Source organism: Streptomyces spiralis, from assembly GCF_014654675.1.
Taxonomy (GTDB): domain Bacteria; phylum Actinomycetota; class Actinomycetes; order Streptomycetales; family Streptomycetaceae; genus Streptomyces; species Streptomyces spiralis.
In genome coordinates this window covers 188,244-214,595 of the sequence record NZ_BNBC01000001.1, presented here as the reverse complement: position 1 = coordinate 214,595, position 26,352 = coordinate 188,244, and the positions used below count along the sequence as shown (strand labels likewise).

General features: G+C 71.9%; 23 protein-coding genes. 14 read left to right on the top strand and 9 right to left on the bottom strand.

What is annotated here, in order from left to right:
• Positions 1-30: 30 nt before the first annotated feature.
• The 3 genes from mmpB to IE318_RS00975 form a co-directional block, all read right to left on the bottom strand.
• Positions 31-159, bottom strand: a complete 129-nt coding sequence (mmpB, locus tag IE318_RS46080) for a morphogenic membrane protein MmpB (RefSeq protein ID WP_086731389.1) — start codon at positions 157-159, stop codon at positions 31-33.
• Between the two features lie 85 nt (positions 160-244).
• Positions 245-454: an acyl-CoA carboxylase epsilon subunit gene (locus IE318_RS00980; RefSeq protein ID WP_030165650.1), complete on the bottom strand. Its 210-nt coding sequence runs from the start codon at positions 452-454 to the stop codon at positions 245-247.
• A gap of 26 nt (positions 455-480) precedes the next feature.
• Positions 481-2,085, bottom strand: a complete 1,605-nt coding sequence (locus IE318_RS00975; protein WP_189895597.1) for an acyl-CoA carboxylase subunit beta — start codon at positions 2,083-2,085, stop codon at positions 481-483.
• 110 nt (positions 2,086-2,195) lie between these two features.
• On the opposite strand from IE318_RS00975, the gene IE318_RS00970 reads away from it, so the two are divergent.
• Both IE318_RS00970 and IE318_RS00965 read left to right on the top strand, forming a co-directional pair.
• Positions 2,196-3,116, top strand: a complete 921-nt coding sequence (locus IE318_RS00970; protein WP_189895596.1) for a biotin--[acetyl-CoA-carboxylase] ligase — start codon at positions 2,196-2,198, stop codon at positions 3,114-3,116.
• Positions 3,117-3,334: 218 nt separating this feature from the next.
• On the top strand, positions 3,335-4,462 hold the full coding sequence (locus tag IE318_RS00965; RefSeq protein WP_189895595.1) for an adenylate/guanylate cyclase domain-containing protein: 1,128 nt from the start codon (positions 3,335-3,337) through the stop codon (positions 4,460-4,462).
• 111 nt (positions 4,463-4,573) lie between these two features.
• On the opposite strand, the gene IE318_RS00960 is transcribed toward IE318_RS00965, so the two are convergent.
• The gene (locus IE318_RS00960; protein WP_229903266.1) at positions 4,574-5,377 is read right to left on the bottom strand and encodes a hypothetical protein; all 804 of its coding nucleotides are present in this window, start codon (positions 5,375-5,377) and stop codon (positions 4,574-4,576) included.
• Between the two features lie 197 nt (positions 5,378-5,574).
• On the opposite strand from IE318_RS00960, the gene IE318_RS00955 reads away from it, so the two are divergent.
• From IE318_RS00955 to hutH, 3 genes are all read left to right on the top strand, one after another.
• Positions 5,575-6,369 carry an enoyl-CoA hydratase/isomerase family protein gene (locus IE318_RS00955; RefSeq protein ID WP_189895594.1) on the top strand — a complete coding sequence of 265 codons (795 nt, stop codon included), beginning with the start codon at positions 5,575-5,577 and terminating at the stop codon, positions 6,367-6,369.
• Positions 6,370-6,516: 147 nt separating this feature from the next.
• A complete protein-coding gene (locus tag IE318_RS00950; RefSeq protein WP_030165659.1) occupies positions 6,517-7,668 on the top strand; it encodes a GGDEF domain-containing protein in 1,152 nt (383 codons plus the stop codon).
• 111 nt (positions 7,669-7,779) lie between these two features.
• Entirely contained in the window at positions 7,780-9,318 is a 1,539-nt protein-coding gene (hutH, locus tag IE318_RS00945) for a histidine ammonia-lyase (RefSeq protein ID WP_030165660.1), read from the top strand.
• A gap of 81 nt (positions 9,319-9,399) precedes the next feature.
• On the opposite strand, the gene IE318_RS00940 is transcribed toward hutH, so the two are convergent.
• Positions 9,400-9,762: a hypothetical protein gene (locus IE318_RS00940; RefSeq protein WP_189895593.1), complete on the bottom strand. Its 363-nt coding sequence runs from the start codon at positions 9,760-9,762 to the stop codon at positions 9,400-9,402.
• Between the two features lie 510 nt (positions 9,763-10,272).
• Here IE318_RS00940 and IE318_RS00935 point away from each other — a divergent pair.
• The 3 genes from IE318_RS00935 (at position 10,273) to IE318_RS00925 (ending at position 13,855) form a co-directional block, all read left to right on the top strand.
• Positions 10,273-11,526: a L,D-transpeptidase gene (locus IE318_RS00935; RefSeq protein ID WP_030165662.1), complete on the top strand. Its 1,254-nt coding sequence runs from the start codon at positions 10,273-10,275 to the stop codon at positions 11,524-11,526.
• A gap of 140 nt (positions 11,527-11,666) precedes the next feature.
• The gene (locus tag IE318_RS00930) at positions 11,667-13,124 is read left to right on the top strand and encodes an ABC transporter permease (protein ID WP_189895592.1); all 1,458 of its coding nucleotides are present in this window, start codon (positions 11,667-11,669) and stop codon (positions 13,122-13,124) included.
• 47 nt (positions 13,125-13,171) lie between these two features.
• A complete protein-coding gene (locus IE318_RS00925) occupies positions 13,172-13,855 on the top strand; it encodes an ABC transporter ATP-binding protein (protein WP_189895591.1) in 684 nt (227 codons plus the stop codon).
• Between the two features lie 72 nt (positions 13,856-13,927).
• Here IE318_RS00925 and IE318_RS00920 read toward each other — a convergent pair whose 3' ends face one another.
• Positions 13,928-14,851, bottom strand: coding sequence for a helix-turn-helix transcriptional regulator (locus IE318_RS00920; RefSeq protein WP_189895590.1), 924 nt, complete (start codon positions 14,849-14,851; stop codon positions 13,928-13,930).
• A gap of 168 nt (positions 14,852-15,019) precedes the next feature.
• On the opposite strand from IE318_RS00920, the gene IE318_RS00915 reads away from it, so the two are divergent.
• Positions 15,020-16,066 carry an NAD(P)-dependent alcohol dehydrogenase gene (locus IE318_RS00915; protein ID WP_189895589.1) on the top strand — a complete coding sequence of 349 codons (1,047 nt, stop codon included), beginning with the start codon at positions 15,020-15,022 and terminating at the stop codon, positions 16,064-16,066.
• A gap of 207 nt (positions 16,067-16,273) precedes the next feature.
• On the opposite strand, the gene IE318_RS00910 is transcribed toward IE318_RS00915, so the two are convergent.
• Positions 16,274-17,164 (bottom strand): trypsin-like serine protease, encoded by an 891-nt coding sequence (locus IE318_RS00910; RefSeq protein WP_229903265.1) that lies wholly within the window; start codon positions 17,162-17,164, stop codon positions 16,274-16,276.
• 181 nt (positions 17,165-17,345) lie between these two features.
• On the opposite strand from IE318_RS00910, the gene IE318_RS00905 reads away from it, so the two are divergent.
• Genes IE318_RS00905 through IE318_RS00895 form a run of 3 tightly spaced genes read left to right on the top strand, consistent with a single transcriptional unit; the run spans position 17,346 to position 21,056 of the window.
• Entirely contained in the window at positions 17,346-17,876 is a 531-nt protein-coding gene (locus IE318_RS00905; RefSeq protein ID WP_229903264.1) for a (2Fe-2S)-binding protein, read from the top strand.
• Positions 17,863-18,852 (top strand): FAD binding domain-containing protein, encoded by a 990-nt coding sequence (locus IE318_RS00900; protein ID WP_189895588.1) that lies wholly within the window; start codon positions 17,863-17,865, stop codon positions 18,850-18,852. Before IE318_RS00905 ends, IE318_RS00900 begins: the two co-directional genes overlap by 14 nt.
• Positions 18,849-21,056, top strand: a complete 2,208-nt coding sequence (locus tag IE318_RS00895; RefSeq protein ID WP_189895587.1) for a xanthine dehydrogenase family protein molybdopterin-binding subunit — start codon at positions 18,849-18,851, stop codon at positions 21,054-21,056. Before IE318_RS00900 ends, IE318_RS00895 begins: the two co-directional genes overlap by 4 nt.
• A 667-nt stretch (positions 21,057-21,723) precedes the next feature.
• Here the strand turns inward: IE318_RS00895 and IE318_RS00890 are convergent.
• Positions 21,724-22,947, bottom strand: a complete 1,224-nt coding sequence (locus IE318_RS00890; RefSeq protein ID WP_189895586.1) for an FG-GAP-like repeat-containing protein — start codon at positions 22,945-22,947, stop codon at positions 21,724-21,726.
• Between the two features lie 365 nt (positions 22,948-23,312).
• Between IE318_RS00890 and IE318_RS00885 the strand changes: the two genes are divergently transcribed.
• The gene (locus IE318_RS00885) at positions 23,313-23,690 is read left to right on the top strand and encodes a nuclear transport factor 2 family protein (protein WP_030165679.1); all 378 of its coding nucleotides are present in this window, start codon (positions 23,313-23,315) and stop codon (positions 23,688-23,690) included.
• A gap of 159 nt (positions 23,691-23,849) precedes the next feature.
• Here the strand turns inward: IE318_RS00885 and IE318_RS00880 are convergent, their stop codons facing one another.
• A complete protein-coding gene (locus IE318_RS00880; protein ID WP_189895585.1) occupies positions 23,850-24,968 on the bottom strand; it encodes a hypothetical protein in 1,119 nt (372 codons plus the stop codon).
• Between the two features lie 174 nt (positions 24,969-25,142).
• Here IE318_RS00880 and IE318_RS00875 point away from each other — a divergent pair, with 174 nt between their 5' ends.
• Positions 25,143-26,300 (top strand): cystathionine gamma-synthase, encoded by a 1,158-nt coding sequence (locus IE318_RS00875; protein WP_189895584.1) that lies wholly within the window; start codon positions 25,143-25,145, stop codon positions 26,298-26,300.
• Positions 26,301-26,352 lie beyond the last annotated feature (52 nt).

Genomic DNA, 26,352 nt, shown 5'->3' with positions numbered 1-26,352 from the left:
CGGTCAGAGTATCCACGCGGGCCTCGGGGCTCACCTCACTCCGATCACGAACATGGCCAGCACCATGGCCAATGCCATGAGAACGCCCAGCCGACGCAGCATCGCCTGCATGTCGCGCAGTTCCTTGGGCGGCTCGTTCTCGGGGTCGGACCACAGCATTCCCCGATGGTGCGGCGGCGGGCGGGTCCGGCGCCTGAGTACGCGTACTCAAGTCGGCCGGACCCCGCCGCGCGGTGAGGACGGCTCAGGCGGGCCAGTAGGTGCGCGCCCAGGAGGCCGGGCCCGGCCGCGGGACACGGTGGGCGGCGATGCGGGACGGGTCGGCCCAGGAGTCCCTCGGGCCGGGCGCGCCGGACGGCGGGGTGGCCGCCGCCGCGGCGCGCGCCCTGACCACCGCCAGGGCGGCGGCGAGCTCCTCGGGGGTGGGGTTGCCTCGTACGACCTTGATCGTCATGTGGGGTCCCTGGGGTTCTGGGGTGCTCAGAGGGGGATGTTGCCGTGCTTCTTGGGGGGCAGGCTCTCGCGTTTGGTGCGCAGCTGGCGCAGGCCGCGGACGATGTGGGAGCGGGTGTGGGAGGGCATGACCACGGCGTCGATGTAGCCGTGCTCGGCGGCGATGTAGGGGTTGAGGAGGGTGTCCTCGTACTCCTGGATGAGGCGGGCGCGGGTGGCGTCCGCGTCGTCGCCGGCTTCGGCGATGGTGCGGCGGTGCAAGATGTTGACGGCGCCCTGGGCGCCCATGACGGCGATCTGGGCGGTGGGCCAGGCCAGGTTGAGGTCGGCGCCCAGGTGCTTGGAGCCCATGACGTCGTAGGCGCCGCCGAAGGCCTTGCGGGTGATCACGGTGATCAGCGGGACGGTGGCCTCGGCGTAGGCGAAGATCAGTTTGGCGCCGCGGCGGATGATGCCGTCGTGTTCCTGGTCCACGCCGGGCAGGAAGCCGGGCACGTCCACGAAGGTGAGCACGGGGACGTTGAAGGCGTCGCAGGTGCGCACGAACCGGGCGGCCTTCTCGGATGCGTCGATGTCCAGGCAGCCGGCGAACTGCATCGGCTGGTTGGCGACGATGCCGACCGGGTGGCCCTCCACCCGGCCGAAGCCGGTGAGGATGTTCGGGGCGAACAGCGGCTGGGTCTCGAAGAACTCGGCGTCGTCGAGGATGTGTTCGATCACCGAGTGCATGTCGTAGGGCTGGTTCGCCGAGTCCGGCACCAGGCTGTCCAGCTCCAGGTCCTCGTCCGTGATGGTCAGGTCCGCCTCCTCGGGGAAGACGGGGGGCTCGGAGAGGTTGTTGGAGGGCAGGTAGGACAGCAGCTGCTTGACGTAGTCGATGGCGTCCTTCTCGTCGCCGGCCATGTGGTGGGCCACGCCGGAGGCGGAGTTGTGGGTGCGGGCGCCGCCCAGTTCCTCGAAGCCGACGTCCTCGCCGGTGACGGTCTTGATGACGTCGGGTCCGGTGATGAACATGTGGCTGGTCTGGTCGACCATGACGGTGAAGTCGGTGATGGCGGGGGAGTAGACCGCGCCGCCCGCGCAGGGGCCGACGACCAGGGAGATCTGGGGGATGACGCCGGAGGCGTGGGTGTTGCGGCGGAAGATCTCGCCGTAGGCGCCCAGCGAGGCCACGCCTTCCTGGATGCGGGCGCCGCCGGAGTCGTTGATGCCGATCACGGGGCAGCCGGTCTTCAGGGCGAAGTCCATCACCTTGGCGATCTTCTGGCCGTAGACCTCGCCCAGCGCGCCGCCGAAGACGGTGAAGTCCTGGGAGAAGACGGCGACGGGGCGGCCGTCGACCGTGCCGTAGCCGGTGACGACGCCGTCGCCGTAGGGGCGCGTCTTCTCCAGGCCGAAGTTGGTGGAGCGGTGCCGGGTGAACTCGTCGAGCTCGACGAAGGAGTCCTCGTCCAGCAGGAGCGCGATGCGCTCACGGGCGGTCAGCTTGCCCTTGGCGTGCTGCTTCTCCACGGCGCGTTCCGAACCGGCGTGCGTCGCTTCCTCGATGCGGCGCTGAAGATCCGCGAGCTTGCCCGCGGTCGTGTGGATGTCGATCCCTTGGATCTCGTGACGCTCTTCCGGCTCGGACATCGGGATACGGCTCCCTGCCTGCTCAAAAGGGGGGACGGTTACTCATCCGTAGCGTAGTGTCACCCCCACGGTTCGGCAGTGCGGTGTTTGCCACACCTAGGGTGGCTTGCATGACGCCGCGAGATGCAGCAGACAACAGCCCCGAGAACTCCGAGAACTCCGAGGAGCCGGAGAGCTCCGGCGGCTCCGCGGGAGGCGGCCGCTGGTCCGACCTCGACCGCCCGCCCCTGAACGCCACCGCGCTGCGGCGCGGACTGGTCCGCGAGGGTGGCCTGTGGTCCGAGGTCGACGTGGTGCAGCGCACCGGTTCCACCAACGCCGACCTGGTGGCCCGCGCCGAGGCGGGCAAGACGGGCGAGGGCGCCGTGCTGGTCGCCGAGGAGCAGACCGCCGGCCGGGGCCGTCTGGACCGCAGGTGGACCGCGCCGGCCCGTTCCGGCCTCTTCTTCTCCGTGCTGCTCAGGCCCACCGACGTGCCGGTCGCCCGCTGGGGCTGGCTGCCGCTGCTCACCGGTGTCGCGGTGGCCACCGGGCTGGCCCGGGCCGCCGGGGTGGACATGGCGCTGAAGTGGCCGAACGACCTGCTCGTGACGGTCGGCGGCGAGGAGCGCAAGGCCGGCGGCATCCTGGCGGAGCGGGCCGGGGAGGGCGGCGTGGTCATCGGCGTCGGCGTCAACGTCACGCTCCGGGCGGACGAACTGCCCGTCCCGCAGGCCGGTTCGCTGGCCCTGGCCAAGGCGGTGAGCACGGACCGCGACACGCTGCTGCGCGGTGTCCTGCGCTCGCTGGAGGACTGGTACGGGCGGTGGCGGGACGCCGGCGGCGACCCCGTCGGCAGCGGCCTTCAGGAGACGTACGCGGCGGGCTGCGCGACCCTGGGGCGCCGGGTGCGTGCCGAACTGCCGGGCGAGCGGTCGCTCGTGGGCGAGGCGGTCGCGCTGGACGGCGACGGCCGTCTGGTCCTGGCGACCGAGGACGGGGTGCAGGAGCCGGTCGGGGCGGGGGACATCGTGCACTTGCGGCCCGCGTGAACGTGGGGTCGGGTGGCTGTGCGGGGAGCGGATGCCCTCACCGTGTACGGGCGCGTAGGGGTACGTACGGCCGTGCACGGGTACGCGGGTGTGCGCTCGCCGAGTAATCGCCGGTCAGGTCACCCCACGGCCCGACCTGACCGAGTGAGCTGGCGCACACCTGCCGTAGAGTTGAGGCCGGTCGAACCTGACCGTGGCAGATCGGAAGGGCAGCAGGCGTGACCGTCGACGACTCGGGCTCCGGCACGGACGCGGACGGCCGGGTGGACCCCCACGCCGCCGACTCCGGCGAGGACCCGCTCGCGCTGCGTCTCGAACATCTCATCCTGGGCGCGGAGCGGCGCTACACCCCCTTCCAGGCGGCCCGCAGCGCCGGCGTCTCGATGGAGCTGGCCTCCCGCTTCTGGCGGGCCATGGGCTTCGCCGACATCGGCCAGGCCAAGGCGCTGACGGAGGCCGACGTGCTGGCCCTGCGCCGTCTCGCCGGTCTGGTGGAGGCGGGGCTGCTCAGCGAGGCCATGGCCGTGCAGGTGGCGCGGTCCACCGGGCAGACCACCGCCCGGTTGGCCGAATGGCAGATGGACTCCTTCCTGGAGGGGCTGACCGAGCCGCCCGAGCCGGGCATGACGCGCACCGAGGTCACGTACCCGATCGTGGAGCTGCTCCTGCCCGAGCTGGAGGAGTTCCTGGTCTACGTCTGGCGCCGTCAGCTCGCCGCCTCGGCGGGGCGGGTGGTGCAGGCCGCCGACGACGAGGAGATGGTCGACCGCCGGCTGGCCGTGGCCTTCGCCGACCTGGTCGGCTTCACCCGGCTGACCCGCCGGATGGAGGAGGAGGAGCTCGGCGAGCTGGTCGAGGCCTTCGAGACGACGGCCGCCGACCTGGTGGCGGCGCGCGGCGGGCGGCTGATCAAGACGCTCGGCGACGAGGTGCTGTACGTGGCCGACGACGCCGGTACGGCCGCGGACATCGCCCTGCGGCTGGTCGAGACGATGGAGAACGACGAGACGATGCCCGAGCTGCGGGTGGGCATGGCGTTCGGCACGGTGACCACCCGTATGGGCGATGTCTTCGGTACGACCGTCAACCTCGCCTCCCGCCTGACCTCGATAGCCCCGCGCGACGCCGTGCTCGTCGACAGCGCCTTCGCCGAGGACCTGATCCGTTCGGGTGAAGCCCCGGCGTCCGAGGCGGAGGCGGCCGAGGCCGCGGCCGCCGCGGAGAAGGAGGGCGAGGAGCCGCCGACGTACCGCTTCGCCCTCCAGCCGATGTGGCAGCGCCCGGTGCGCGGACTGGGCGTGGTCGAACCCTGGCTGCTCACCCGCCGGGACGAGCGGACGACCTGACCGCCGCCCCTGACCTCCGCCGGATTTGCGGTCCGCTTCACCCCCCGGTCCACCGCTTGGGCGACCGTTCGGTCCGCCGTCTGTCCGCCTCGTCGCCCGGTTCACCGGTGATCAACCGATCCCGACGCACAGTCCGACGATCGGGAGGCACAGGCCTGCGCCTCCGGACGAGGGCGGCGGGGTCTCCGGGGCGTGCGAGCTGTGGCTCGGGGCGGGCGTGGGCCGCGGTGCGGGGCGTGTGGTGGCGGGCTGCTGGGAGTGGCCGGTGGGGGTCTGCCGGGCCGGCGGGTTCGCGGGCTCCGGCGGGTTCGGGTCCTCGGGGATGGCCGTGGGCACGGTGTCCGGCGCGGGCGTGGTGCCGGCCGTGGTGTCCGGGAGGGCCGAGGGCGGGGCGGCGGCGGCCACGGACGGGGACGCCGCGCGGCTCGCCTCCGGGTCCGCCGTGTTGCCCGTGCCGCCCATGGGCACGGTCGCCGAGGGCAGCGCCGCCGGGCCGGCGCCGACGGTGGCCGAGACATCGGCCGACCGCCCGGTGTCGTCGCCCGCGCGGGCGTCCGCGTGGGGCTCGGCCACGCCCGGACCGCCGCCCGCGTACTCGGGCGCCAGCCGTACGAGGCTCAGCGCACCGGCGGCCAGCGCGAGCCCGCCCGCGGCGAGCAGCACCTTCCGGGGCCGGGGCCGGCGGTGCCGCCCGCGAAGGCGCGGGCCGGGCGACGGGTCCGGCGAGCCGGTGCCGCCGTGCGAGCCGGTGCCGCCGTGCGGGCCGGCGACGTCTTCCGGGCCGGTGGTGGCCTGTGGGCTGGTGGTGTCCTGTGGGCGAGCACCCGTGCCCCGCGCGCCGTCTCCGCCCTGCCGAGCCGAGGTCGCACGTATGCCGGTGTCGTCCTGCTGAACCGAGGTCGTGTCCTTCGTCATCGCCGTCCTCCCGGTGCGCGCCCCCTGTGCGCCCTGGCGCACGCACGTTATGCGGTGGCGCGCGGAGTTCGCGGGAGTTGGGCGGGATGTCACTCGAACGGGGGGTCGGTGCTCGACAGGCGGCCCCTTTCCCTCCGGGGGCGCGGCTGCCATGATCGGGGCGTACGTTGTTAACCTGCGTTAACCCGGAGGGTGTCATGAGCGAGGAGCGGTTCGGGGAGTTCGTGCTGGTGCGGCGGCACGAGTACGTCGCGGAGCTCGTCCTCGACCGGCCCAAGGCCATGAACGCCGTGTCGACGGGCATGGCCCGCTCGATCGCCGGGGCGTGCGCCGCGCTCGCCGCCGACCGTGACGCGCGCGTCGTCGTCGTGTCCTCGTCGCACGAGCGGGCGTTCTGCGTCGGGGCCGACCTGAAGGAGCGGAACTCCTTCAGCGACGCGGACCTGATGAAGCAGCGGCCGGTCGCGCGCGGGGCGTACACCGGCGTACTGGAGCTGCCGATGCCGACGATCGCCGCGGTGCACGGTTTCGCGCTCGGCGGTGGGTTCGAGCTGGCGCTCTCCTGCGATGTGATCGTGGCCGACCGTACGGCCGTGGTGGGGCTGCCGGAGGTGTCCGTCGGGGTGATCCCGGGCGGCGGCGGTACGCAGCTGCTGCCGCGGCGGGTGGGTGCCGCGCGGGCGGCCGAGCTGATCTTCACCGCGCGGCGCCTGGAGGCCTCCGAGGCGCACGAGCTGGGGCTCGTGGACCAACTGGTCGACGAGGGCCGCGATCGGGCGGAGGCCCTGGAGCTGGCCTCCCGGATGGCCGCGAACTCGCCGGTCGGCCTGCGCGCGGCCAAGCGTGCCCTGCGCCTCGGGCACGGGCTGGATCTGCGGACCGGCCTGGAGGTGGAGGACGCGGCCTGGCGTTCGGTGGCGTTCTCGGCGGACCGGGCGGAGGGCGTCGCCGCCTTCAACGAGAAGCGCGTCCCGCGCTGGCCGGGGGAGTGACCGCGGCGCGTCCGTTCTTGGGCGGGCACGGTATGTCCGTTTCCTGAGTGGGTACGGCGTGTCCGTTCTTGAGCGGGGCAGACGGTGCGGCCCACCGACAGGCGCATCAATGTCCCGGATTGTGCAAAACATCCCTAGCCTGGGGGAATGGGCGAGAACAGACGGCTGGCCGCCGTCGTGGCGTTGGCGCAGGGGATGGCCGCGGCGCACACTCCGCGTGAGTCGTGGCGGGCGGCGGCGCTCGGCGCCTGCCGGGCGCTGGAGGGAAGCTTCGCCGCGCTGTCGGTGTGGGAGCGCGAGCGCGGCCGGCTGCGGGTCCTGGTGAACGTGGGGGACCGCGCGCCCGAGGAGGAGGAGTTCCCCGAGGACGAGACCTACCCCGTGCACCAGTTCCCGGAGATCACCGAGTTCCTGCACGAGCGGTGGGCCGCGGGCGGTGAGCCGGACGCCTGGGTGGAGACCGCCGAGGGGCCCGCGGCCGGCCGCCCGGGCTACTGCCACCAGCGGGTCGCGGCCCTGCGGCGGCGCGGGCGCGGCTGCTGCGTGGTCGCGCCGATCGTGCAGCACGGACGCGCCTGGGGCGAGCTGTATGTCGCCCGCTCGTCCGGCGACCCCTTCTTCGACCGCGCCGACGCCGACTTCGCCACCGTCCTGGCCGCCGTGGTGGCCGCGGGCCTGGCGCAGACCGAGCGGCTGGAGGAGGCCCGCAGGCTGGCCTTCACCGACGCGCTCACCGGGCTCGCCAACCGCCGGGCTGTCGACGTGAAACTGGAGGAGGCGATCGAGCGGCATCGCGCGGACGGGACCGTCGTCAGTCTCGTCGTCTGCGACCTCAACGGCCTCAAGCGGGTCAACGACACCCTCGGTCACGCCGTCGGCGACCGGCTGCTGGAGCGGTTCGGGTCCGTGCTGTCGCTGTGCGGTGCGATGGTGCCCGGTGCCCTCGCGGCCCGCCTCGGCGGGGACGAGTTCTGCCTGCTCTCGATCGGCTCGCCCGCCGACGAGGTGGTCAAGGCGGCCGACGAGCTGTGCCGGCGCGCCGCCGAGCTGGAGCTGGGGGAGGGCGTCGCCTGCGGGGTGGCCTCGACCGAGGACGCGATCGGGCCGGTGCGGTCGGCCCGGCGGCTGTTCCGGCTCGCCGACGCCGCGCAGTACCGGGCGAAGGCGCTGCGCGCCGACCGGCCGGTGGTCGCCGGCCGGGAGGGGCCGGAGGATCCGGTGGTCCGCCTCGCCGACGAGCCCACTCCCGAGCCCCGGGGCGCGGGCGAGCGGCGTCGCTTCCGCGGCCGCCGGCCGTGACGCGGTGCGCGCGTACGGGCCCGTGGCGGGGGTCACCCGCGTGGTAAGGGGTGCACCCGGCACCCACTAGTGACATCTCCGCATTCACTGCGTACGCTCCTGAATATGGATATGCACACTGTGGTGGTGGGGACGTCGGGTGTCACCGCGTCCGACGTTCTCGCCGTGGCACGCGGCGGCGCCCGGGTCGAGCTCTCCGGGGAGGCGGTGGCGGCCCTCGCGGCGGCCCGGGAGGTCGTGGAAGCGCTGGCGGCCAAGCCCGACCCCGTCTACGGCGTCAGCACGGGCTTCGGCGCCCTGGCGACCCGGCACATCAGCCAGGAGCTGCGCACCCGGCTGCAGCGCAACATCGTCCGCTCGCACGCCGCCGGCATGGGCCCGAGGGTGGAGCGCGAGGTCGTACGGGCGCTGATGTTCCTGCGCCTGAAGACCGTCTGTTCCGGGCACACCGGTGTGCGACCCGAGGTCGCGCAGACCATGGCCGACGTCCTCAACGCCGGGATCACCCCGGTCGTGCACGAGTACGGCTCGCTCGGCTGCTCCGGCGACCTGGCCCCGCTCTCCCACTGCGCCCTCACGCTCATGGGCGAGGGCGACGCCGAGGGCCCGGACGGGACCGTCCGCCCGGCGGCCGAGCTCCTCGCCGAGCACGGCATCCAGCCCGTCGAGCTGCGCGAGAAGGAGGGCCTGGCCCTGCTCAACGGCACCGACGGCATGCTCGGCATGCTGATCATGGCCCTCGCCGACCTCGACACCCTCTACAAGTCCGCCGACATCACCGCCGCCCTGTCGCTGGAGGGGCTCCTCGGCACGGACAAGGTCCTCGCCCCCGAGCTGCACGCCATCCGCCCGCACCCCGGGCAGGGCGCCAGCGCGGCCAACATGCTGGCCGTACTGAAGGGTTCGGGCCTCACCGGCCACCACCAGGACGACGCCCCGCGCGTCCAGGACGCCTACTCGGTGCGCTGCGCCCCGCAGGTCGCCGGCGCCGGCCGGGACACCCTCGCGCACGCCCGCCTGGTCGCCGACCGCGAGCTCGCCTCCGCCGTCGACAACCCGGTCGTGCTGCCCGACGGCCGCGTGGAGTCCAACGGCAACTTCCACGGCGCTCCGGTCGCCTACGTCCTGGACTTCCTCGCCATCGCCGCCGCCGACCTCGGCTCCATCGCCGAGCGCCGCACCGACCGGCTGCTCGACAAGAACCGCAGCCACGGCCTGCCGCCGTTCCTCGCCGACGACGCCGGTGTGGACTCCGGCCTGATGATCGCCCAGTACACGCAGGCCGCGCTGGTCAGCGAGATGAAGCGGCTGGCCGTACCGGCGTCCGCGGACTCCATCCCGTCCTCCGCCATGCAGGAGGACCACGTCTCCATGGGCTGGTCGGCGGCGCGCAAGCTGCGCACGGCCGTCGACAACCTGACCCGGATCATCGCCATCGAGCTGTACGCCGCCGCACGCGCCGTCGAGCTGCGCGAGGGCCTGACCCCGGCTCCCGCGAGCCGGGCGGTGATCGACGCCGCCCGGGAGGCGGGCGTGGGCGGTCCCGGCCCGGACCGCTTCCTGGCCCCCGACCTCGCCGCCGCCGACGCCTTCGTGCGCGACGGCCGCCTGGTCGCCGCGGCGGAGACCGTCACCGGCCCGCTTCAGTAGGCCGGGCCCCGGATCGGCCGGCGCGGCCGGCATCGGACGGCGCGGCTCGCCCCGGCGGCAGCCGCGCAGGCGCCGGGAACGTCAGAAGCCGAGGCGTTCCCGGCGCACCGAGTACACGACGAAGCCGGCACCGACGGCGAGGAAGAGTGTGCCGCCGACGACGTAGGGAGTGGTGTCGACGCTTCCCGTGTCGGCGAGTTCGGTCCCGTCCGACGACGCGGAACCCGCCCGGGTGCCGGCCTGCGAGCCGGACGCCGTGATCGCCCGCGCCGCCACGGACGTCGAGGCGGCCCGCCCCTGCTCCGTGACATGTGCCGTCGACTCCGCCGAGGTCACCGCTCTGGCCTGCGCGTCCGTCGCGTTCGCGGAGGGAACGAACCACAGGGCGCCCAGCAGGGTGCCCGCGGCGGTGGCGGTCAGCAACGTGCGGCGAGCGGATGACACGGAATATCGATCCCCTTGTGGCGCTGGTCAATTGGCCGTGTGGGCTGAGCTGATGTTAGTGAAAGTGGTGGGTCACGGGAAAGTCACGGGAGGTTTGAACCCATGGGCCGTCCGTGACTGGCGATACGGACGAGGCGTCCTTCAACGGAGATTGGCGAGAGCCGTCGGCGAAGTGTGACGGACAACACAGTGGTGAACTGGCGGAATCGGCGGGTCCGCTCGTACTGATCGGCGAAGACGCGACAGCGGGGCCGCGGCGAACGCCCGGACGACCACGGGCCGCACGACATGCCAGGTGCCACCCCGGTTCGCCGCCCGCCGGGCCCGGCGAGGATGATGGCGATCGGCACGCGCATCGTTCGGCGCCCACCCGCCCGACCGTCCCGGCGGACGTGGCAAGGCCCACATCAGTGCGGCCTGGGGAACCGGACGAAACGGTCGTAGCGTTGATGAATCGTGACGGGGGACGCGTGGGGTCTTGGGGAATTCGCAACGATGGAGAAGCGTTTGATGACGAACAGTAAGCGGCGCAGGGCCATGCTGGCCTCGTCCGCACTGCTCGGCGGTGTACTGGTGCTCTCGGCCTGTTCCGGCGGCGGCAGTGGCGACGCGGCCGGCAAGAACGGCGGCGACACCTCGCAGGCCAAGGCCGACAAGGCAGCTGCGCAGCAGGCGTCGGAAGCGCAGATCAAGATCACCCCGGCGGACGGCTCCGACAACGCCTCCATCAACAACTCCGCCGTCGTCACGGTCGCCAAGGGCACGCTGACGAACGTCACCATGACCACGGTCGACGGCAAGGCCGTCCCGGGTCAGATATCCGCGGACAAGTTGAGCTGGAAGCCGAGCGCCCAGCTGGACCGCGCCACCACCTACAAGATCGCCGCGACCGCCGCGGACGCCAAGGGCCGTGCCGCCCACGAGAACGCCTCCTTCACCACGGTCGCCCCGGCGCACAGCTTCATCGGCTCCTTCACACCGGACAACGGCACCACGGTCGGTGTGGGCATGCCGGTGTCGATCAACTTCGACAAGGCGATCACCGACAAGGCGGCCGTCCAGAAGGGCATCACCGTCACCTCGTCCAGCGGCCAGGAGGTCGCCTGCCACTGGTTCGGCACGCAGCGCATGGACTGCCGCCCCGAGCAGTACTGGCAGGAGAACTCCACCGTCACGCTGAAGCTCGCCCTCGACGGCGTCCAGGGTGCCCCGGGCGTCTACGGCGTCCAGCAGAAGACGGTCACCTTCCACATCGGCCGCAACCAGGTCTCCTACGTCGACGCGAAGACCAAGCAGATGAAGGTCACGCAGGACGGCAAGGTCGTCAAGACCATCCCGATCTCCGCCGGCGCCCCCGAGCACACCACGTACGAGGGCCAGATGGTGATCTCCGAGAAGTTCCAGCAGACCCGGATGAACGGCGCGACGGTGGGCTTCACCGACGACGACGGCAAGGGCGAGTACGACATCAAGGACGTGCCGCACGCCATGCGCCTGACCACGTCCGGCACCTTCATCCACGGCAACTACTGGGGCGCGCCGTCCGTGTTCGGCAACGTCAACACCAGCCACGGGTGTGTGGGCCTGCAGGACAAGAAGGGCGCGGGCGACGCCAGCACGCCGGCCGCGTGGTTCTACAACCACTCGCTGATCGGTGACGTCGTGGTCGTGCAGAACACCGGCGACAAGACGGTCTCCCCGGACAACGGCCTCAACGGCTGGAACATGAGCTGGGCGCAGTGGAAGGCCGGCTCCGCCGCCTGATCCACCGTCAGCCCCCTTGCCGATGCCGCCCTCCGGGGCGGCATCGGTCATGTCGGGGCCGTCTCTCTCACAGCCCCTTCTCATGGTTCTCTGATGACGGCCTTATCCCTTCATCAGGCTGCGTCCCTACCTTGCGGCGCATGTTCTTCACCTACCTGAGGCGCGAGCTGCGCCGCCGCAGAAAGGCGGCCCTCGTCGTCGCCTCCGGCCTCGCGCTGGGCATCGCTCTGGTCATCGTGGTCAACTCCGTGTCCAACGGCATGGGCAAGGCGCAGGACAAGGTCCTTCAGTCCCTGTACGGGCTGGGCACGGACATGACCGTCACCAAGGCGGCGGACCCGGACAGCGACGGCGCGCAGAGGCCGCGCTTCAAGTTCGACGCCAAGGGCGACGACGACAGCTCGTCGCAGAGCAACGACATCGTCATGGCGCAGGGCTTCACCACCCTGCCCACCTCGACGGTCACCAAGGTCGGCGAGCAGCAGGGCGTCTCGTCCGCCGTCGGCGGGCTGAGCCTGCGCGTGGTGAAGGTCGACGGCCAGTTCACCCGCGGCAAGTTCCAGCAGGACCAGAGCACCGGCGGCAAGCGGTTCGAGGGCGGCCAGTCCCCGCGGGGCAAGGTCGTCGGCGGCGGCGCCGACTTCGACGTCAACCAGTACACGGTCTACGGCACCGACGTCACCCAGCCGGCGCTCGGCCCGATGACCTCGTCGAAGATCACCAGCGGCCGTACCTTCAAGACCACCGAGACGGACGCGAAGGTCGTCGTCGCCGACTCCGCGTACGCCAAGGAGAAGAAGCTCAAGGTCGGCAGCACGGTCACCATCAAGAGCGTGAAGTACGAGGTGATCGGCATCGCGACCGCCGACAGCGGCGACGCGACGGCCAACCTGTACATGCCGCTGAAGCAGGCGCAGACGCTCAGCGACAACAAGGACAAGGTCACGACGATCTACGTCAAGGCGGCCGACTCCCAGAAGATCGGGTCCGTCAAGAGCGCCATCCAGAAGAACGTCTCGGGGACCACGGTCACCACCTCCGCCGACCTGGCGAAGACCGTCTCCGGATCGCTGTCCACCGCCTCCGACCTGGCCACCACCGTCGGCAAGTGGCTGTCGATCACGGTGCTGGTGGCCGCGTTCCTGGTCGCCGGGCTGCTGACCTCCTCGGCGGTCTCCCGCCGGGTCCGCGAGTTCGGCACGCTCAAGGCGCTGGGCTGGAGGTCCGGCCGGGTGACCCGGCAGGTGGTCGGCGAGGCCGTCGTCAACGGACTGGTCGGCGGCGCCCTCGGCATCGCGCTCGGCCTGGCGGGCGCGTACGCGGTGTCCGCCGTCAGCCCGACCCTGCAGGCGCAGCTCGGCGGCTCCGGTGGGGGCGGCGAGGGTCTCGGCGCCAGGATCGGCGGCGGGGGCGGCTTCGGCGGCCCCGGCCGGCAGGCCGCGAAGTCCCTGGAGGTGGCGCTCACCGCCCCGGTCAGCCTCACCACCATCGCCGTGGCGGTCGCCCTCGCCGTGGCCGGCGGGCTGATCGCGGGAGCGTTCGGCGGCTGGCGGGCCTCCAGGCTGCGGCCGGCCGACGCGCTGCGACGCGTCGAATAGCACCCGCGCCGCCCCACCCCGTCCCGCATCCCAGGAGTTGCCACACCATGTACGAACTCACCGGCGTCACCAAGCGCTACACCCGCGGCAAGGAGATCGTCCTCGCCCTCGACGGCGTCGACCTGACCATCCCCGACGGCGACCGGCTGGTCATCCAGGGCCCCACCGGCGGCGGCAAGTCCACGCTGCTGCAGATGCTCGGCGGCCTGGACCGGCCCACCTCCGGCGAGGTCGTGCTCGACGGCACCGACATGGCCCGGCTGTCCGAGGCCAGGCTCACCAAGGTGCGCAGCGAGAACATCGGCTTCGTCTTCCAGTCCTTCAACCTCATCCCGACGCTCACCGCGCAGGAGAACGTGGAGACCGCCCTCGTACCGCTCGGGATCAAGGCCGGGGACCGGCGCGAACGTGCCGCCGAGGCACTGAAGTCGGTGGGACTCGGCGAACGGCTCCGCCATCTGCCCGGCGAGATGTCCGGCGGCCAGCAGCAGCGCGTCGCCATCGCCCGCGCCCTGGTCAAGCAGCCCAAGGTGCTGCTCGCCGACGAACCCACCGGCAACCTGGACGAGTCGACGCGCGACGAGATCATGGACGTACTCGAACGCATGTGGAAGGAGCACGGGCTGACGTTCGTCATGGTCACCCACGACTCCGCGCTCGCGAAGAAGGCCCCGCGCGTGGCGACCATCCGCAAGGGCCGCATCACCGTCAAGGACAACGCGCGGGCGTGACCCACGCCGACCCGGCCGGTGCCCCGGCAGGCCGACACGCCTGCCGGGACCGGTCGGGGCCGGTTTGGGGTCCTAGCTCGCGGTCCCCGCCCGGGTGGCGTCCGCGCCCCAGCTGGCCAGCAGGCGCAGCGCCTCCGCCGACGGGGAGCCCGGCTCGGCGTGGTAGAGGACCATCGACTGGTCGGCGTCGGCCGCGAGTTTGAACGACTCGTAGCGCAGGTCCATTTCACCGACCAGGGGGTGGCGCAGGCGCTTGACGCCGTGGCTCTTCTCCTTGACGTCGTGGGCGGCCCACAGCCGCCGGAAGTCCTCGCTCTTGACCGACAGCTCGCCCACCAGCGCGGACAGCCGGGGATCCTCCGGATAGCAGCCGGCCTCCATGCGCAGCCCGCACACGACGTCGATCGCCTTCTGCTCCCAGTCGAGGTACAGGTCGCGGTACTCGGGCTTCAGGAAGACCATCCGCGCCCAGTTGCGCTCCTGCGCCGGCATCTGGGACCAGTCGCCGAAGACCGCCGCCGCCATCCGGTTCCACGCCAGCAGCTCGGCGCGCCGCCCCACGACGTACGCCGGGACCGCGTCCAACGTGTCCAGCAGCTGCCGCAGCGAGGAACGCACCTGCTGGGTCGGTGCGGCCTGCTTCTTCTTGTGCTTGGGCTTGGCCAGATGGGTCAGGTGGGCGTGTTCGGCGTCGGTGAGGCGCAGCGCGCGGGCGATGGAGTCGAGTACCTCCGCGGACACGCCCTGCCCGTTGCCCTGCTCCAGACGCGTGTAGTACGCCACCGACACGCCGGCCAGCTGGGCCAGCTCCTCGCGGCGCAGGCCCGGCACCCGGCGGTGGCGGCCGTAGTGCGGCAGCCCGACGTCCTCCGGCTGCAGCCGGGCGCGCCGGGTGCGCAGGAACTCGCTGAGCTCTGCCCGCCGGTCCAGCCCGGCACGGGCGTCCGCACCGGCACCCGCGGCGGGGGCGGTCGTGCTGTCCGGCTGTTCGTCCATGCCTCCAGTATCCGTGGTCGTACGTACCGCAGCCTGACCCCGCCAGTAGTAGGAACGCTGAACGTAGGAAGAGCTGTGACCTGGGCGAACACCCTCCGGCCGGGCACCCTGGAGAACGTGTCCGGCCGGAAGGCGGCCGGACACGCGCAACCCCGAGGAGAACCCGGCATGACCACCCCTGTTGCCGCGTACGCCGCGCCCGCCCCCAAGGCTCCGCTGGAGCGGACCAGCATCGAGCGCCGCGCGGTCGGTGCGTACGACGTCCTGATCGACATCAAGTTCGCCGGCATCTGCCACTCGGACATCCACCAGGCCCGCGAGGGCTGGGGCGAGGCCATCTTCCCGATGGTCCCCGGCCACGAGATCGCCGGCGTCGTCGCCGAGGTCGGCTCCGGCGTCACGAAGTACAAGGTCGGCGACCAGGTGGGCGTCGGCTGCATGGTCGACTCCTGCCGCGAGTGCGACAACTGCAAGGCCGGCCAGGAGCAGTACTGCACCGGCGGCGGCATGGTCGGCACGTACAACGCCGTCGGCAAGGACGGCGAGCCCACCTACGGCGGCTACTCGCAGAAGATCGTCGTCGACGAGAACTTCGTCGTCCGCATCCCCGACGGCCTCTCGCTGGACGTCGCCGCGCCGCTGCTGTGCGCCGGCATCACCCTGTACTCCCCGCTCAAGCGCTGGGGCGCCGCCCCCGGCAAGAAGGTCGCGATCCTCGGCATGGGCGGCCTCGGCCACATGGGCGTGAAGATCGCGCACGCGCTGGGCGCCGAGGTGACCGTGCTGTCGCAGTCCCTGCGCAAGAAGGACGACGGGCTGCGGCTGGGCGCCGACCACTACTACGCCACCAGCGACCCGAAGACCTTCGAGGAGCTGGCCGGCACCTTCGACCTGATCGTCTCGACGGTGTCGGCGCCGCTGGACTTCAACGCCTACCTGTCCCTGCTGAAGAGCCACGGCGCCCTGGTGAACGTGGGCGCGCCGGAGGAGCCGATCTCCCTGAACCTCTTCTCGGTCATCGGCGGCGGCAAGACCCTCGCCGGTTCCATGATCGGCGGCATCGCGGAGACCCAGGAGATGCTGGACTTCTGCGCTCGGCACGGCATCGGCTCCGAGATCGAGCTGATCAGCGCCGACCAGATCAACGAGGCGTACGAGCGGGTGATCGCCAGCGACGTCCGCTACCGGTTCGTCATCGACACGGCGACGATCTGAATCGACCGGTGACGATCTGAACGGGCGCGGCGACGACACCAGCCCCGCCTCGGCCGCAGCGACGACACCAGCCCCGCCTCGGCCGCGGCGACGACACCAACTCCGTCTCCGCCGTCGCGGGCCGGCCGTAAGGAGAGGGCGCGGACCGGCCCTGACGAGCTCGCGCGGACCGGCCGTGGCGGTCGACGCCACGGCCGGTCCGGTCCGTCAGGGCAGCTTGACGAAGGGCGACAGGAAGGCGCGGGCTGCCGGGGTGTCGAGACGGTAGGTCACGTTGGTGGCGTAGCACGGTGTGTCACCGGTGATCGTGGTCGCGGCGAGGATGTTCCTGCCGCCGACGACCGCGAAGTTGGGCCCGCCCGAATCGCCGTAGCAGGCCCCGCCGTTGCCCTGCGGTGCGGTCATGGCCAGCCGTATCCAGGCGTCGTTGAGGGCGTTGAAGGTCACGGGTGCCTTCATGCGCACGCCTCCGCCGGGATGGGTCTGCCCGCCCGGACCGTTGACGGCTTCCTGGGTGCCGTACCCGGCGACGAACCAGTCGAGTGCGTCCAGCCCCTGCGGGCCGAGCGCGCCGAACTGGCCGGCGGTCGGAAGGGTGGCGGGCGTGAAGCTCCAGCGCGTCTTCATCTTCTGCGCGGGCAGCTCGATCACCGCGATGTCGTGCGGGTCGGAGGAGGGGCCGGGATAGGCGGGGTTGGTGTGGGCGGCGCCCTCGACGCCGACGGCGCCCGCCTGCGCGGCCGGATCGCCCGGATACTTCGTGGCGGCGGCGTCGAGCCCGGCCTGGACGTTCTGGTCCAGGGAGACGTAGAACCGCACGTCGGCCGGCCAGTCCGTGGTGCAGTGGGCCGCGGTCAGGAAGGTGTTCCCGTCGATCATGGTGCCGGAGCAGACCCAGTCGACGCGGTCCGGGGTCGCCGGGTCGCCGTCGTCGTCCCAGGTGGCGATGAGGGCGCCGACCTCGGTGCGCTCCGGCGCGGGGCTCGCGTTGTAGGAGTTGATCGCGGACGAGGGCAGCGCGGTCGCGAGCACGGCGGCACAGGCGGCCGCGGCGACGGCGGTGATGCGGGCCATGGTGGTGGCACGTCGCTTGATCAAGAGAAGACCCTTCGGATGGGTGGGACGGGTGTTCTCCTGTGGGGGGTGTGAGCCGCGATCAGTGAACCGTCTGCGACCGGCCGCGACAAGAGCGCCGCGGCGCCTTCCGGATCTCCTCGTGACATCTCCTCGTGTCCGGACCGCATGCCGAAGCGCGCAATACGGCTATATCGTGACTAGAGTGACGAATGCGAGCAGACGGGACACGGACGACCTTCCCGCGGTCATCGAACGGGTCGTGACACTGACGGTGAACGGCCGTCCGCACACCCTGCGCCTGGACACCCGGGTCACCCTGCTGGACGCGCTGCGCGACCGGCTGGGCCTGACGGGCACGAAGAAGGGCTGCGACCAGGGCGCCTGCGGCGCGTGCACGGTCCACCTGGACGGCCGCAGAGTGCTGGCCTGCCTCACTCTGGCGGCCCAGGCCGAGGGCCGGGACGTCACCACCATCGAGGGCGTCTCCGGCACCGACGGCCACCCCCACCCGGTGCAGCAGGCGTTCATGGAGCACGACGGCTTCCAGTGCGGCTTCTGCACGCCCGGGCAGATCATGTCCGCGATGGCACTCATGGCCGAGGGCCGGACCGGCTCGGACGAGGAGATCCGGGAGTTCATGAGCGGAAACCTGTGCCGGTGCGGTGCCTATCCCAACATCGTGGCGGCGATCCGCGAGGCGGCCGCCCGGGGAGGTCACGATGCGCGCCTTTGACTACGTCCGGGCCACCGACACCCGCGAGGCGGTGCGCCTGCTGGCGGACGACCCGGAGGCGTCCTGCCTCGCGGGTGGCACGACACAGCTCGACCTGATGAAGGACGGCGTCCTTCAGCCGCCGCGGCTGATCGACATCACCCGGCTCCCCCTGCACGGCATCGAACGCCGTGACGAGTCCCTGCACGTGGGTGCGCTGGTCACCATGGAGGAACTGGCCGCCGACACCACGGTGGCCGAACGGCTGCCCATGGTGCGCGAGTCCCTGCTGCTGGGCGCCTCGGTACAGCTGCGGAACATGGCCACCATCGGCGGCAACCTGCTGCAGCGCACCCGCTGCCGCTACTTCCGCGACCCCACGGTCCCCGAGTGCAACAAGCGCGCGCCGGGCTCCGGCTGCGCCGCGGTCCAGGGCGCGGCGCGCATGCACGCCGTGCTCGGCGCGAGCGAACGGTGCATCGCACTCCACGCCTCCGACCTCGCCGTCGCCCTGGTGGCGCTCGACGCGCTCGTGCACATCCAGGGGCCCACCGGGTCCCGCACCGTGCCGCTGACGGAGTTCTACCTGACGGCGGACGTCAGCCCCGAGCGCGAGACCGTCCTGGAGCACGCCGAGCTGATCACCGGGGTCGAGATCCCGCTGCCGCCGCCGGCCGCCCGGTCGGGCTACCTCAAGGTCCGCGACCGGACGTCGTACGAGTTCGCCCTGGCCTCGGCAGCGGTGCAGCTCGTCCTGGACGACGGCACGATCCTCGAGGCCCGGGTCGCCCTGGGCGGCGTAGGGACGAAACCCTGGCGGGCCCACGCGGCCGAGCACCTGCTGACCGGCGCGCCCGCCACGACGGCGACGTTCACGGAGGCGGCCGAGGCGACCATGCAGGACGCCTGGACCGTCCCCGGAACGGCGTTCAAGGTGCCGCTCGCCCGGCGCACCCTGGTGCGCGAGCTGCAGACCGTCTCAGGAGTGACCGCATGAGCACCGTGGAGAGCAGGACGCGGATCGGCGCGGGCGTCAACCGGGTCGACGGCCCGCGCAAGGTCACCGGCACCGCCCCGTACCCGATGGACTTCAGCGTCCCCGGCCAGGCCTACGGCGCGCTGGTGCAGTCCACCGTCGCCGCGGGCCGGATCGTCCGCATGCACACCGAGGCCGCCGAGGCCGCCCCCGGCGTGATCACCGTCCTCACCCACGAGAACGCCCCGAAGGTCGGCACGGGGCCGACCACGGTGCTCGGCGCGGCGCCGCCGCCACCCCTGCGGAACGACCGGATCCTCCACCACGGGCAGCACATCGCCTTCGTGGTGGCCGACACCCCCGAGCAGGCCACCGCCGCGGCGCGCCTGGTGCGGGCCGACTACGAGGCCACGGAGCCGCTGCTGGACCTCCAGGACCCACGCGCCGAACAACTCGTCGACCCATGGGGGATGGACACCTCGCGCGGCGACGCCGCCGCGGCACTGAAGTCCGCCGAGGTGACCCTCCAGGCCACCTACACCACCGCCGACAACACCAACAACCCGCTCGGCCTGTTCGCCACCCTGGCCGCCTGGGAGGGCGACGCCCTCACCGTGCACGACACCAGCCAGTGGCCGTCGATGGTGCGCACCACCCTCGCCATGGTCTTCGGCATCCCCGAGAGCTCGGTACGGGTCCTGGTGCCCTACGTCGGCGGCGGCTTCGGTGCCGGGCTGCGCGTGTGGCCGCATGTGATCCTCACCGCCATGGCCGCCCGGATGATCAAGCGGCCGGTCAAGCTGGTGCTGACCCGGCCGCAGATGTTCACCTCCATCGGGCACCGGCCCAGCGGGGTGCAGTGGCTCGGCGTCGGCGCCACCCGCGACGGCGAACTGGTCGCCCTGGACCACCGCAGCCTCAGCTCCCTGAGCATGGAGGACAACGACTACGAGCCCTTCACCTGGGCCAGCTCCTTCGCCTACCGCTGCCCCGACGTGATCACCCAGGACCGGCAGGCCCGGCTCAACATCGCCGTCCCGACGTCCATGCGCGCCCCCGCCGAGGCACAGGGCAACTTCGCGCTGGAGTCGGCACTCGACGAGCTGGCCCACCAACTGCGCATCGACCCGGTGGAGCTACGGCTGCGCAACCACGCCGACGTCGACCCTCGCAACGGGCTGCCCTGGTCGGGCAAGGCGCTCCGGGAGTGCTACGAGGTCGGCGCGCAGCGCTTCGGCTGGTCCGACCGCAACCCCGAGCCGCGCTCCATGCGCGACGGCAACTGGCTCGTCGGCTACGGCATGGCGAGCGCGCTCTTCCCCTACTTCGCGCAGCCCTGCGCGGCGCAGGCCACCGTCCGCAGGGACGGCAGCGCGCTGGTGCGCAGCGCGGCCGCCGACATCGGCACCGGCACCTACACCGTGATGGCCCAACTGGCCGCCGAGGAACTGGGACTGCCCCTGGACCAGGTCCGCTTCGACCTGGGCGACTCCGACATGCCCCACTCGATGATGGCGGGCGGCTCCGGCCTCACCGGCGCGCTGGGCAACGCCGTGCACGACGCCTGCCGCCGACTGCTGCGCCAGTTCGCGGAACTCGCACACGACGACGCCGACTCGCCCCTGCGAGGTTTCCCCCCGGACGACATGGAGTGCACCGACGGGCGGATCCACCCCACGGGCCGCCCCGACCTGGGCGAGCCCTACGCCGACATCCTCGCCCGCCACGGGCTGACCGAACTCACCGCGAACGGCAACAGCACACCGCCGGTCCCCACCGAGCTGGGCATGTCCCTCTCCGGCGCGTACGGCGCCAAGTTCGTGGAGGTGCGGGTCGACGCCGACCTCGGACTCATCCGGGTGGCGCGGGTGGTCTCCGCGATCGACGGCGGCCGCATCCTCAACGAGAAGACGGCCAGAAGCCAGATCATCGGCGGCACGGTCGGCGGCATCGGCATGACCCTGCTCGAGGACACGGCCACCGACCCGCGCACCGGGCGCATCGCCAACGGCACGTTCGCCGACTACCTGGTCGCGGTCAACTCCGACATCCCCGACCTGGACGTGGTCTTCGTCGGCGAACCCGACCGCGGCACCGCCACCGGCACCAAGGGCGTCGGCGAGGTCGGCCTCGTCGGCATCGCCGCCGCCATCGCCAACGCCGTCCACCACGCCACCGGAAAGCGCATCCGCGACCTGCCGATCACCCTGGACGCCCTCCTGTGACATCGACGTGAGGGCGACGTACGGCCACTGCGCCGTGAATTCGGCCGGCCTGCTGCACGGATGCGGAGGCCGGCCCTGATTTTTGCCGCAGGATGTGGGAAGCGGCGCCGGGCAAGGGCTGGAGTCCCGGGCCGAGTCGCTGGGGGAGTGGATGAATGACCGGGACCGGGACCGGGGGCCGGGGCCGGGGGCCGCAAGGGGGTCCGGGCAGGCCACCCCGTGCTCCTGTTCGTACTCCTGCTCGCCGCAGGTGCCGCGCTGACCTGGTTCGCGGGAGGGCATCTGGCGTACGCCACGGGCATTGCGGGAACCCGCGTCCGGCGGATACGAGCGGATCGGGCTCGCGGCCTCGTGCGGATGGCTGGCCGTTTCCCTACTGGGCCTGTCGATGCTGCTGCCGGCGGTCCAGGCCGTCTGTGTCAGGACCGGTGCACGCAGCGTGTCTCGCACACTGTGGGTGCTGCTCGGCTCGTTGGGCGCCGTGACGCTGGTGAGCGCACTCATCGGCGGAGTGGCCGGCATGACCGGGGCCTTCTGACGCTGCGGCATCCGACGGCACACCTGAGGGCGGTGTGCCGTCGGGCGAGGGGCAGCCGCTTGTCGCGGACCCTGCGTGTCACTGAGCCGGGGGGCGTCCCGTGTGCCGTGCCGATCGAAGCAGGCGGTCCTAGCAGAAGCCGTTGAGGCCCCACCACTCGCCGTCGGTCCGCTCGCCGGCCGCCAGGGAGCCGGTGTCCCGCCCCCGGTAGGAGACCAGCCAGCCCGGGTTGCCGGAGTAGCCGTCGATCACGTACTTGTCGTTGGTCACGGTGGCGAGGTCGGGACGTCCGTCGCCGGAGAAGTCGCCGACCGAGATCAGGTTCGCCATGGCGTTCCAGCCGCCCGAGCCGATGAGCTTGCGCGCGCCGAGGGAGCCTGTACCGGTGCCGGGGTAGAGCCACAGCTTGCCGGTGGACGCCTCGCGAGCGTAGAGGTCGGGACGTCCGTCGCCGGTCACGTCGCCCATGCCGACGAGCGCGTTCATCCCGTTCCAGCCGCCCGAGCCGATGAGCCTGCGCGCGCCGAGTGTGCCGGTGGAGGTGCCCGGGTAGAGCCACAGCTTGCCCGTGGCCTTCTCGACCGCGATCAGGTCGGAGCGGTGGTCACCGGTCAGGTCGCCGAAGGCGGTGATGTGGTTCATGGTGTTCCAGCCGCCCGAGCCAATGAGCTTGCGCGTGCCGAGGGAGCCGGTACCGGTGCCGGGGTAGAGCCACAGCTTGCCGGTGGACGCCTCGCGGGCGATGAGGTCCTCACGGGCGTCACCATTGAAGTCGCCGTGGCGGGTGAGGGCGCTCATGCTGTTCCAGCCGCCCGAGCCGATGAGCCTGCCCGTGCCGTCGCCCGGAGTGAACCAGAGCCGTCCGGCTTGGTCGCGGGTGATCACGTCGGCCCTGCGGTCGCCGTTCATGTCGCCGAAGCCCAGGGCCTTCGGGGAGGTCTGGGAGAGCCAGTGAGGGTAGGCGGGCTCGCTGCACTCGCGCGCGGTACTGACGAACTTGATCGAGCTGGTGGTCGGGACCGGGTCCCCGCTCCACTCGCCGGGATTGTTGGGCGCCTGGTCCCAGTAGCCGCCCATCACCGCGTAGTTCTTGTCCTCGTAGACGCAGGCGATCTTCTTCGTGCGATTGGTGTACGAGCGGATCTTGTTGTCCCAGCTGCCCAGGTCCGCGACGTCCTTGTTCGTCTTCCACATCGAGCCGTCGGCGCTGGAGCCCGTCCACCCGCAGAAGTAGCCCGCCGGGCAGTCGTACGAACTAGCCGCTGCCGGAGCGGCGTTCGCGGCGGCCAGGCCGGTGCCGACGGCCATGAGGCCGACGAGTGTCGTCACGCCCCGGTTGAAACGGTTCCGCATGAGCCGTGTTCCCCTCCCTCTGATGCGCGCCGGTGCCTTGTCCCGCCAACACGCCGAGTTTCGCGGTGGTTGCTGCGGGTCTGTGGCGACCGTCCGACGCAAGCCAGGTGAGCCTGGCCTTTTCCTGCTCCACGTTAGAGCCATGGGCTGACAGCGGCTCGTGCCTTTGACGATGCCGACGCGGACCCACCAGAGTCCGTAGGCAGGTCTCACTGTTCCGCTACCTCGCCGTGTTCGTCAGCCCCTTGACAGATGAGACTGACGACCAGTCCGCATCTGCCCAGTGCTGTGACCGGGCTGGTTCACCGTGATCGGAAGGCGGCTCGCGGGACGAGCGCACGTGAAACGGCTGGTATTACTGGGGCATGCAGGAAGAGATTGCACGCTCCGCGATCGACACGTTCATCTCCGCGTTCAACGCCTCGGACGACAGCTATGTGACTGCCCTGCTCTCCCAGGCTCTGACCTCGGACGTGGTCTTCTGGGGGCCGTTGGGTCGCAGCGAAGGAATCGCGGCGGTCGAGCGGTTCGTGCTGGACATCCGGCGCCACCCGGCGGGGACCGGCACGATGGTGCGCTGCTCGGCGGTGGACATGCCTGACGAGTGGGCCCGGTACCGGTGGGTCTTCACCACGCCGGACGGAGGTCCCCGCCTGGCGGGAACGGACGTCGTCCATCTGCGGCGGAGCCTCATCGACCAGGTCATCGTCTTTGCGGGGGAGATCGAACCGTCCGCCTCCTGAGTCGTCCTTCTGTCGCTGTCCTTCTCCTGAACTTGCCCCGTCGGCGTTCGGGGGCTGCGGTTCGCGGTTGGTCAGGCCGCGGTGTCGAGGGGGCGTCCGCCCCAGCGAGGCACCGGTGAATTCCGGCCGGCGGCCCGTCACGCGCTCCGCGTGGGCGCGTCAGTGCGGCAGCGTCGCGGGGCTGCCGCCGTTCGCCTCGTAGCCCGCAACGGCCAGCGCACGGTAGACCGCGAACTCCGCCGCCGGGTCCTTGGACAGGGTCCAGGGCAGCGCGCCCACGTGGCCGTCGACGCCTATGAGCTGGTTCATGGCCTCCGCCCAGCGCTCGGAGCGCACCAGGAAGAAGATCAGCAGATGGCGGACGTGTGCCACGACCGGGTCGTCGGAGGGGGCCGAGTGGACCGCGTGCAGCGCGCCGTGCTCCGCCTTGGTCACGACCTCGCTCTGGTAGAAGCTGCTGACCAGGTTCACCTCCGGCAGGTGCTCGAAGACCGCGAACAGGGGCAGCGCCGCCAGCAGCGAGCCCTGCGGCGCGCGGGCCGCCGCCGCCTCGGCGAAGGCCATCGCCAGCTTCCGCGAGCCGTGCCACTTCTCGCACCAGTAGTGCAGCGCCGCCAGGTGCGCGCCCATGTGGACCGGCGCGCGGTCCAGGATCTTCAGCCACAGCTCCTCGAACTCCGGCTGGGAGTAGGACAGTCCGCGCGCCACCGACAGCTCGACGATGTACGGGACCGGGTCGCCCGGCGCGAGCAGCGCGGCCTGCCCGCACATCTCCCGGGCCTCCTCCATGATGATCCGGAACTCGTCCGTCCCCGGCGTCGCCGTCCGCCACGCCTGCTGCACCAGGAACTCGGCGTGCACCGCCGCACCACCGGGGTCCTCGGGCTGCTCGGCCCGCCACACCCGCAGCCACTGCCCGCCCGGCACCTCGTGGACCCCGCCCGGCCGGTGCCGCAGCTCCAGCGCCGCGGCACCGGCGAAGGCCTGCACCCGCTGCCAGCGCAGCTCGCCCCCCGTCTCCGTACCCGCGAGGAGTTGGGCGGCCGCGCGGTAGTCCTGCGTGCGCTGCACCAGGTCCAGCACGTCCAGCAGGTCCTGGTCGGGGCCCGGCATGCGCACGTCGAGGTCCTCCTGCGGCACGAACCCGTAGTTCGCCGGGTCCGCGGCGTCCGGATGCCCGGGCGGCACCTGCTCGATGGCGCCACGCCTGCGCCTGAGGAACGGAAGCAGCACGAAGCCCAGCATGACCAGCGCCACCAGGACCCAGAGAATCTCCATGCCTCAAGCGAACCAGACCGCGCCGACAATTGGCCAACCCGTGCCCCGGGCCTGTGGAAAACTCCCGAACCCCCGGCTCCTTTCCGCCGGCCCCGGGTCCCGCCGCCGCGTGCCGCCACGCTCCGATGCCCGGCTGTCCGCCACCACCCCCGCGGGCGCACTACCCTCGGCCCCATGAGCGACAGGCACATCAGTCAGCACTTCGAGACCCTCGCGATCCATGCGGGCAACACCGCCGATCCCCTCACCGGCGCGGTCGTCCCGCCGATCTACCAGGTCTCGACCTACAAGCAGGACGGCGTCGGCGGTCTGCGCGGCGGCTACGAGTACAGCCGCAGCGCCAATCCGACCAGGACCGCCCTGGAAGAGAACCTCGCCGCCCTGGAGGGCGGTCGCCGCGGGCTCGCGTTCGCGTCCGGACTGGCGGCCGAGGACTGCCTGTTGCGTACGCTGCTCAGCCCGGGTGATCACGTGGTCATCCCGAACGACGCGTACGGCGGCACGTTCCGCCTGTTCGCCAAGGTCGTCTCCCGGTGGGGCGTGGAGTGGTCGGTGGCCGACACCAGCGACCCGGCCGCCGTACGGGCCGCGATCACCCCGAAGACCAAGGTGGTGTGGGTGGAGACCCCCTCCAACCCGCTGCTCGGCATCACCGACATCGCCGCCGTCGCCCAGGTCGCCCGGGACGCCGGCGCCAGGCTCGTCGTCGACAACACCTTCGCCACGCCGTATCTGCAGCAGCCGCTCGCGCTGGGCGCGGACGTCGTCGTGCACTCGCTGACCAAGTACATGGGCGGCCACTCGGACGTCGTCGGCGGCGCGCTGATCGTCAGCGACGCCGGGCTGGGCGACGAGCTGGCGTACCACCAGAACGCCATGGGCGGCGTCGCCGGGCCGTTCGACTCCTGGCTGGTGCTGCGCGGCACCAAGACGCTCGCGGTGCGCATGGACCGGCACAGCGAGAACGCCACGAAGGTCGCCGACATGCTGTCCCGGCACGCGCGCGTGACGCGGGTGCTGTACCCGGGTCTGCCCGACCACCCCGGTCACGAGGTCGCCGCCAAGCAGATGAAGGCGTTCGGCGGCATGGTCTCCTTCCGGGTCGAGGGCGGAGAGGAGGCGGCCGTCGAGGTCTGCAACCGCGCCAAGGTGTTCACCCTCGGCGAGTCCTTGGGCGGCGTCGAGTCCCTGATCGAGCACCCCGGTCGCATGACGCACGCCTCGGCGGCGGGCTCCGCCCTGGAGGTCCCCGCCGACCTGGTCCGCCTGTCCGTCGGCATCGAGAACGTCGACGACCTGCTGGAGGACCTGCAGCAGGCCCTCGGCCGCTAGGTCTCTACGGCCAGGCCACTTCCGGCGGTCCGCCGGTCCGGCGGCGGCTCCC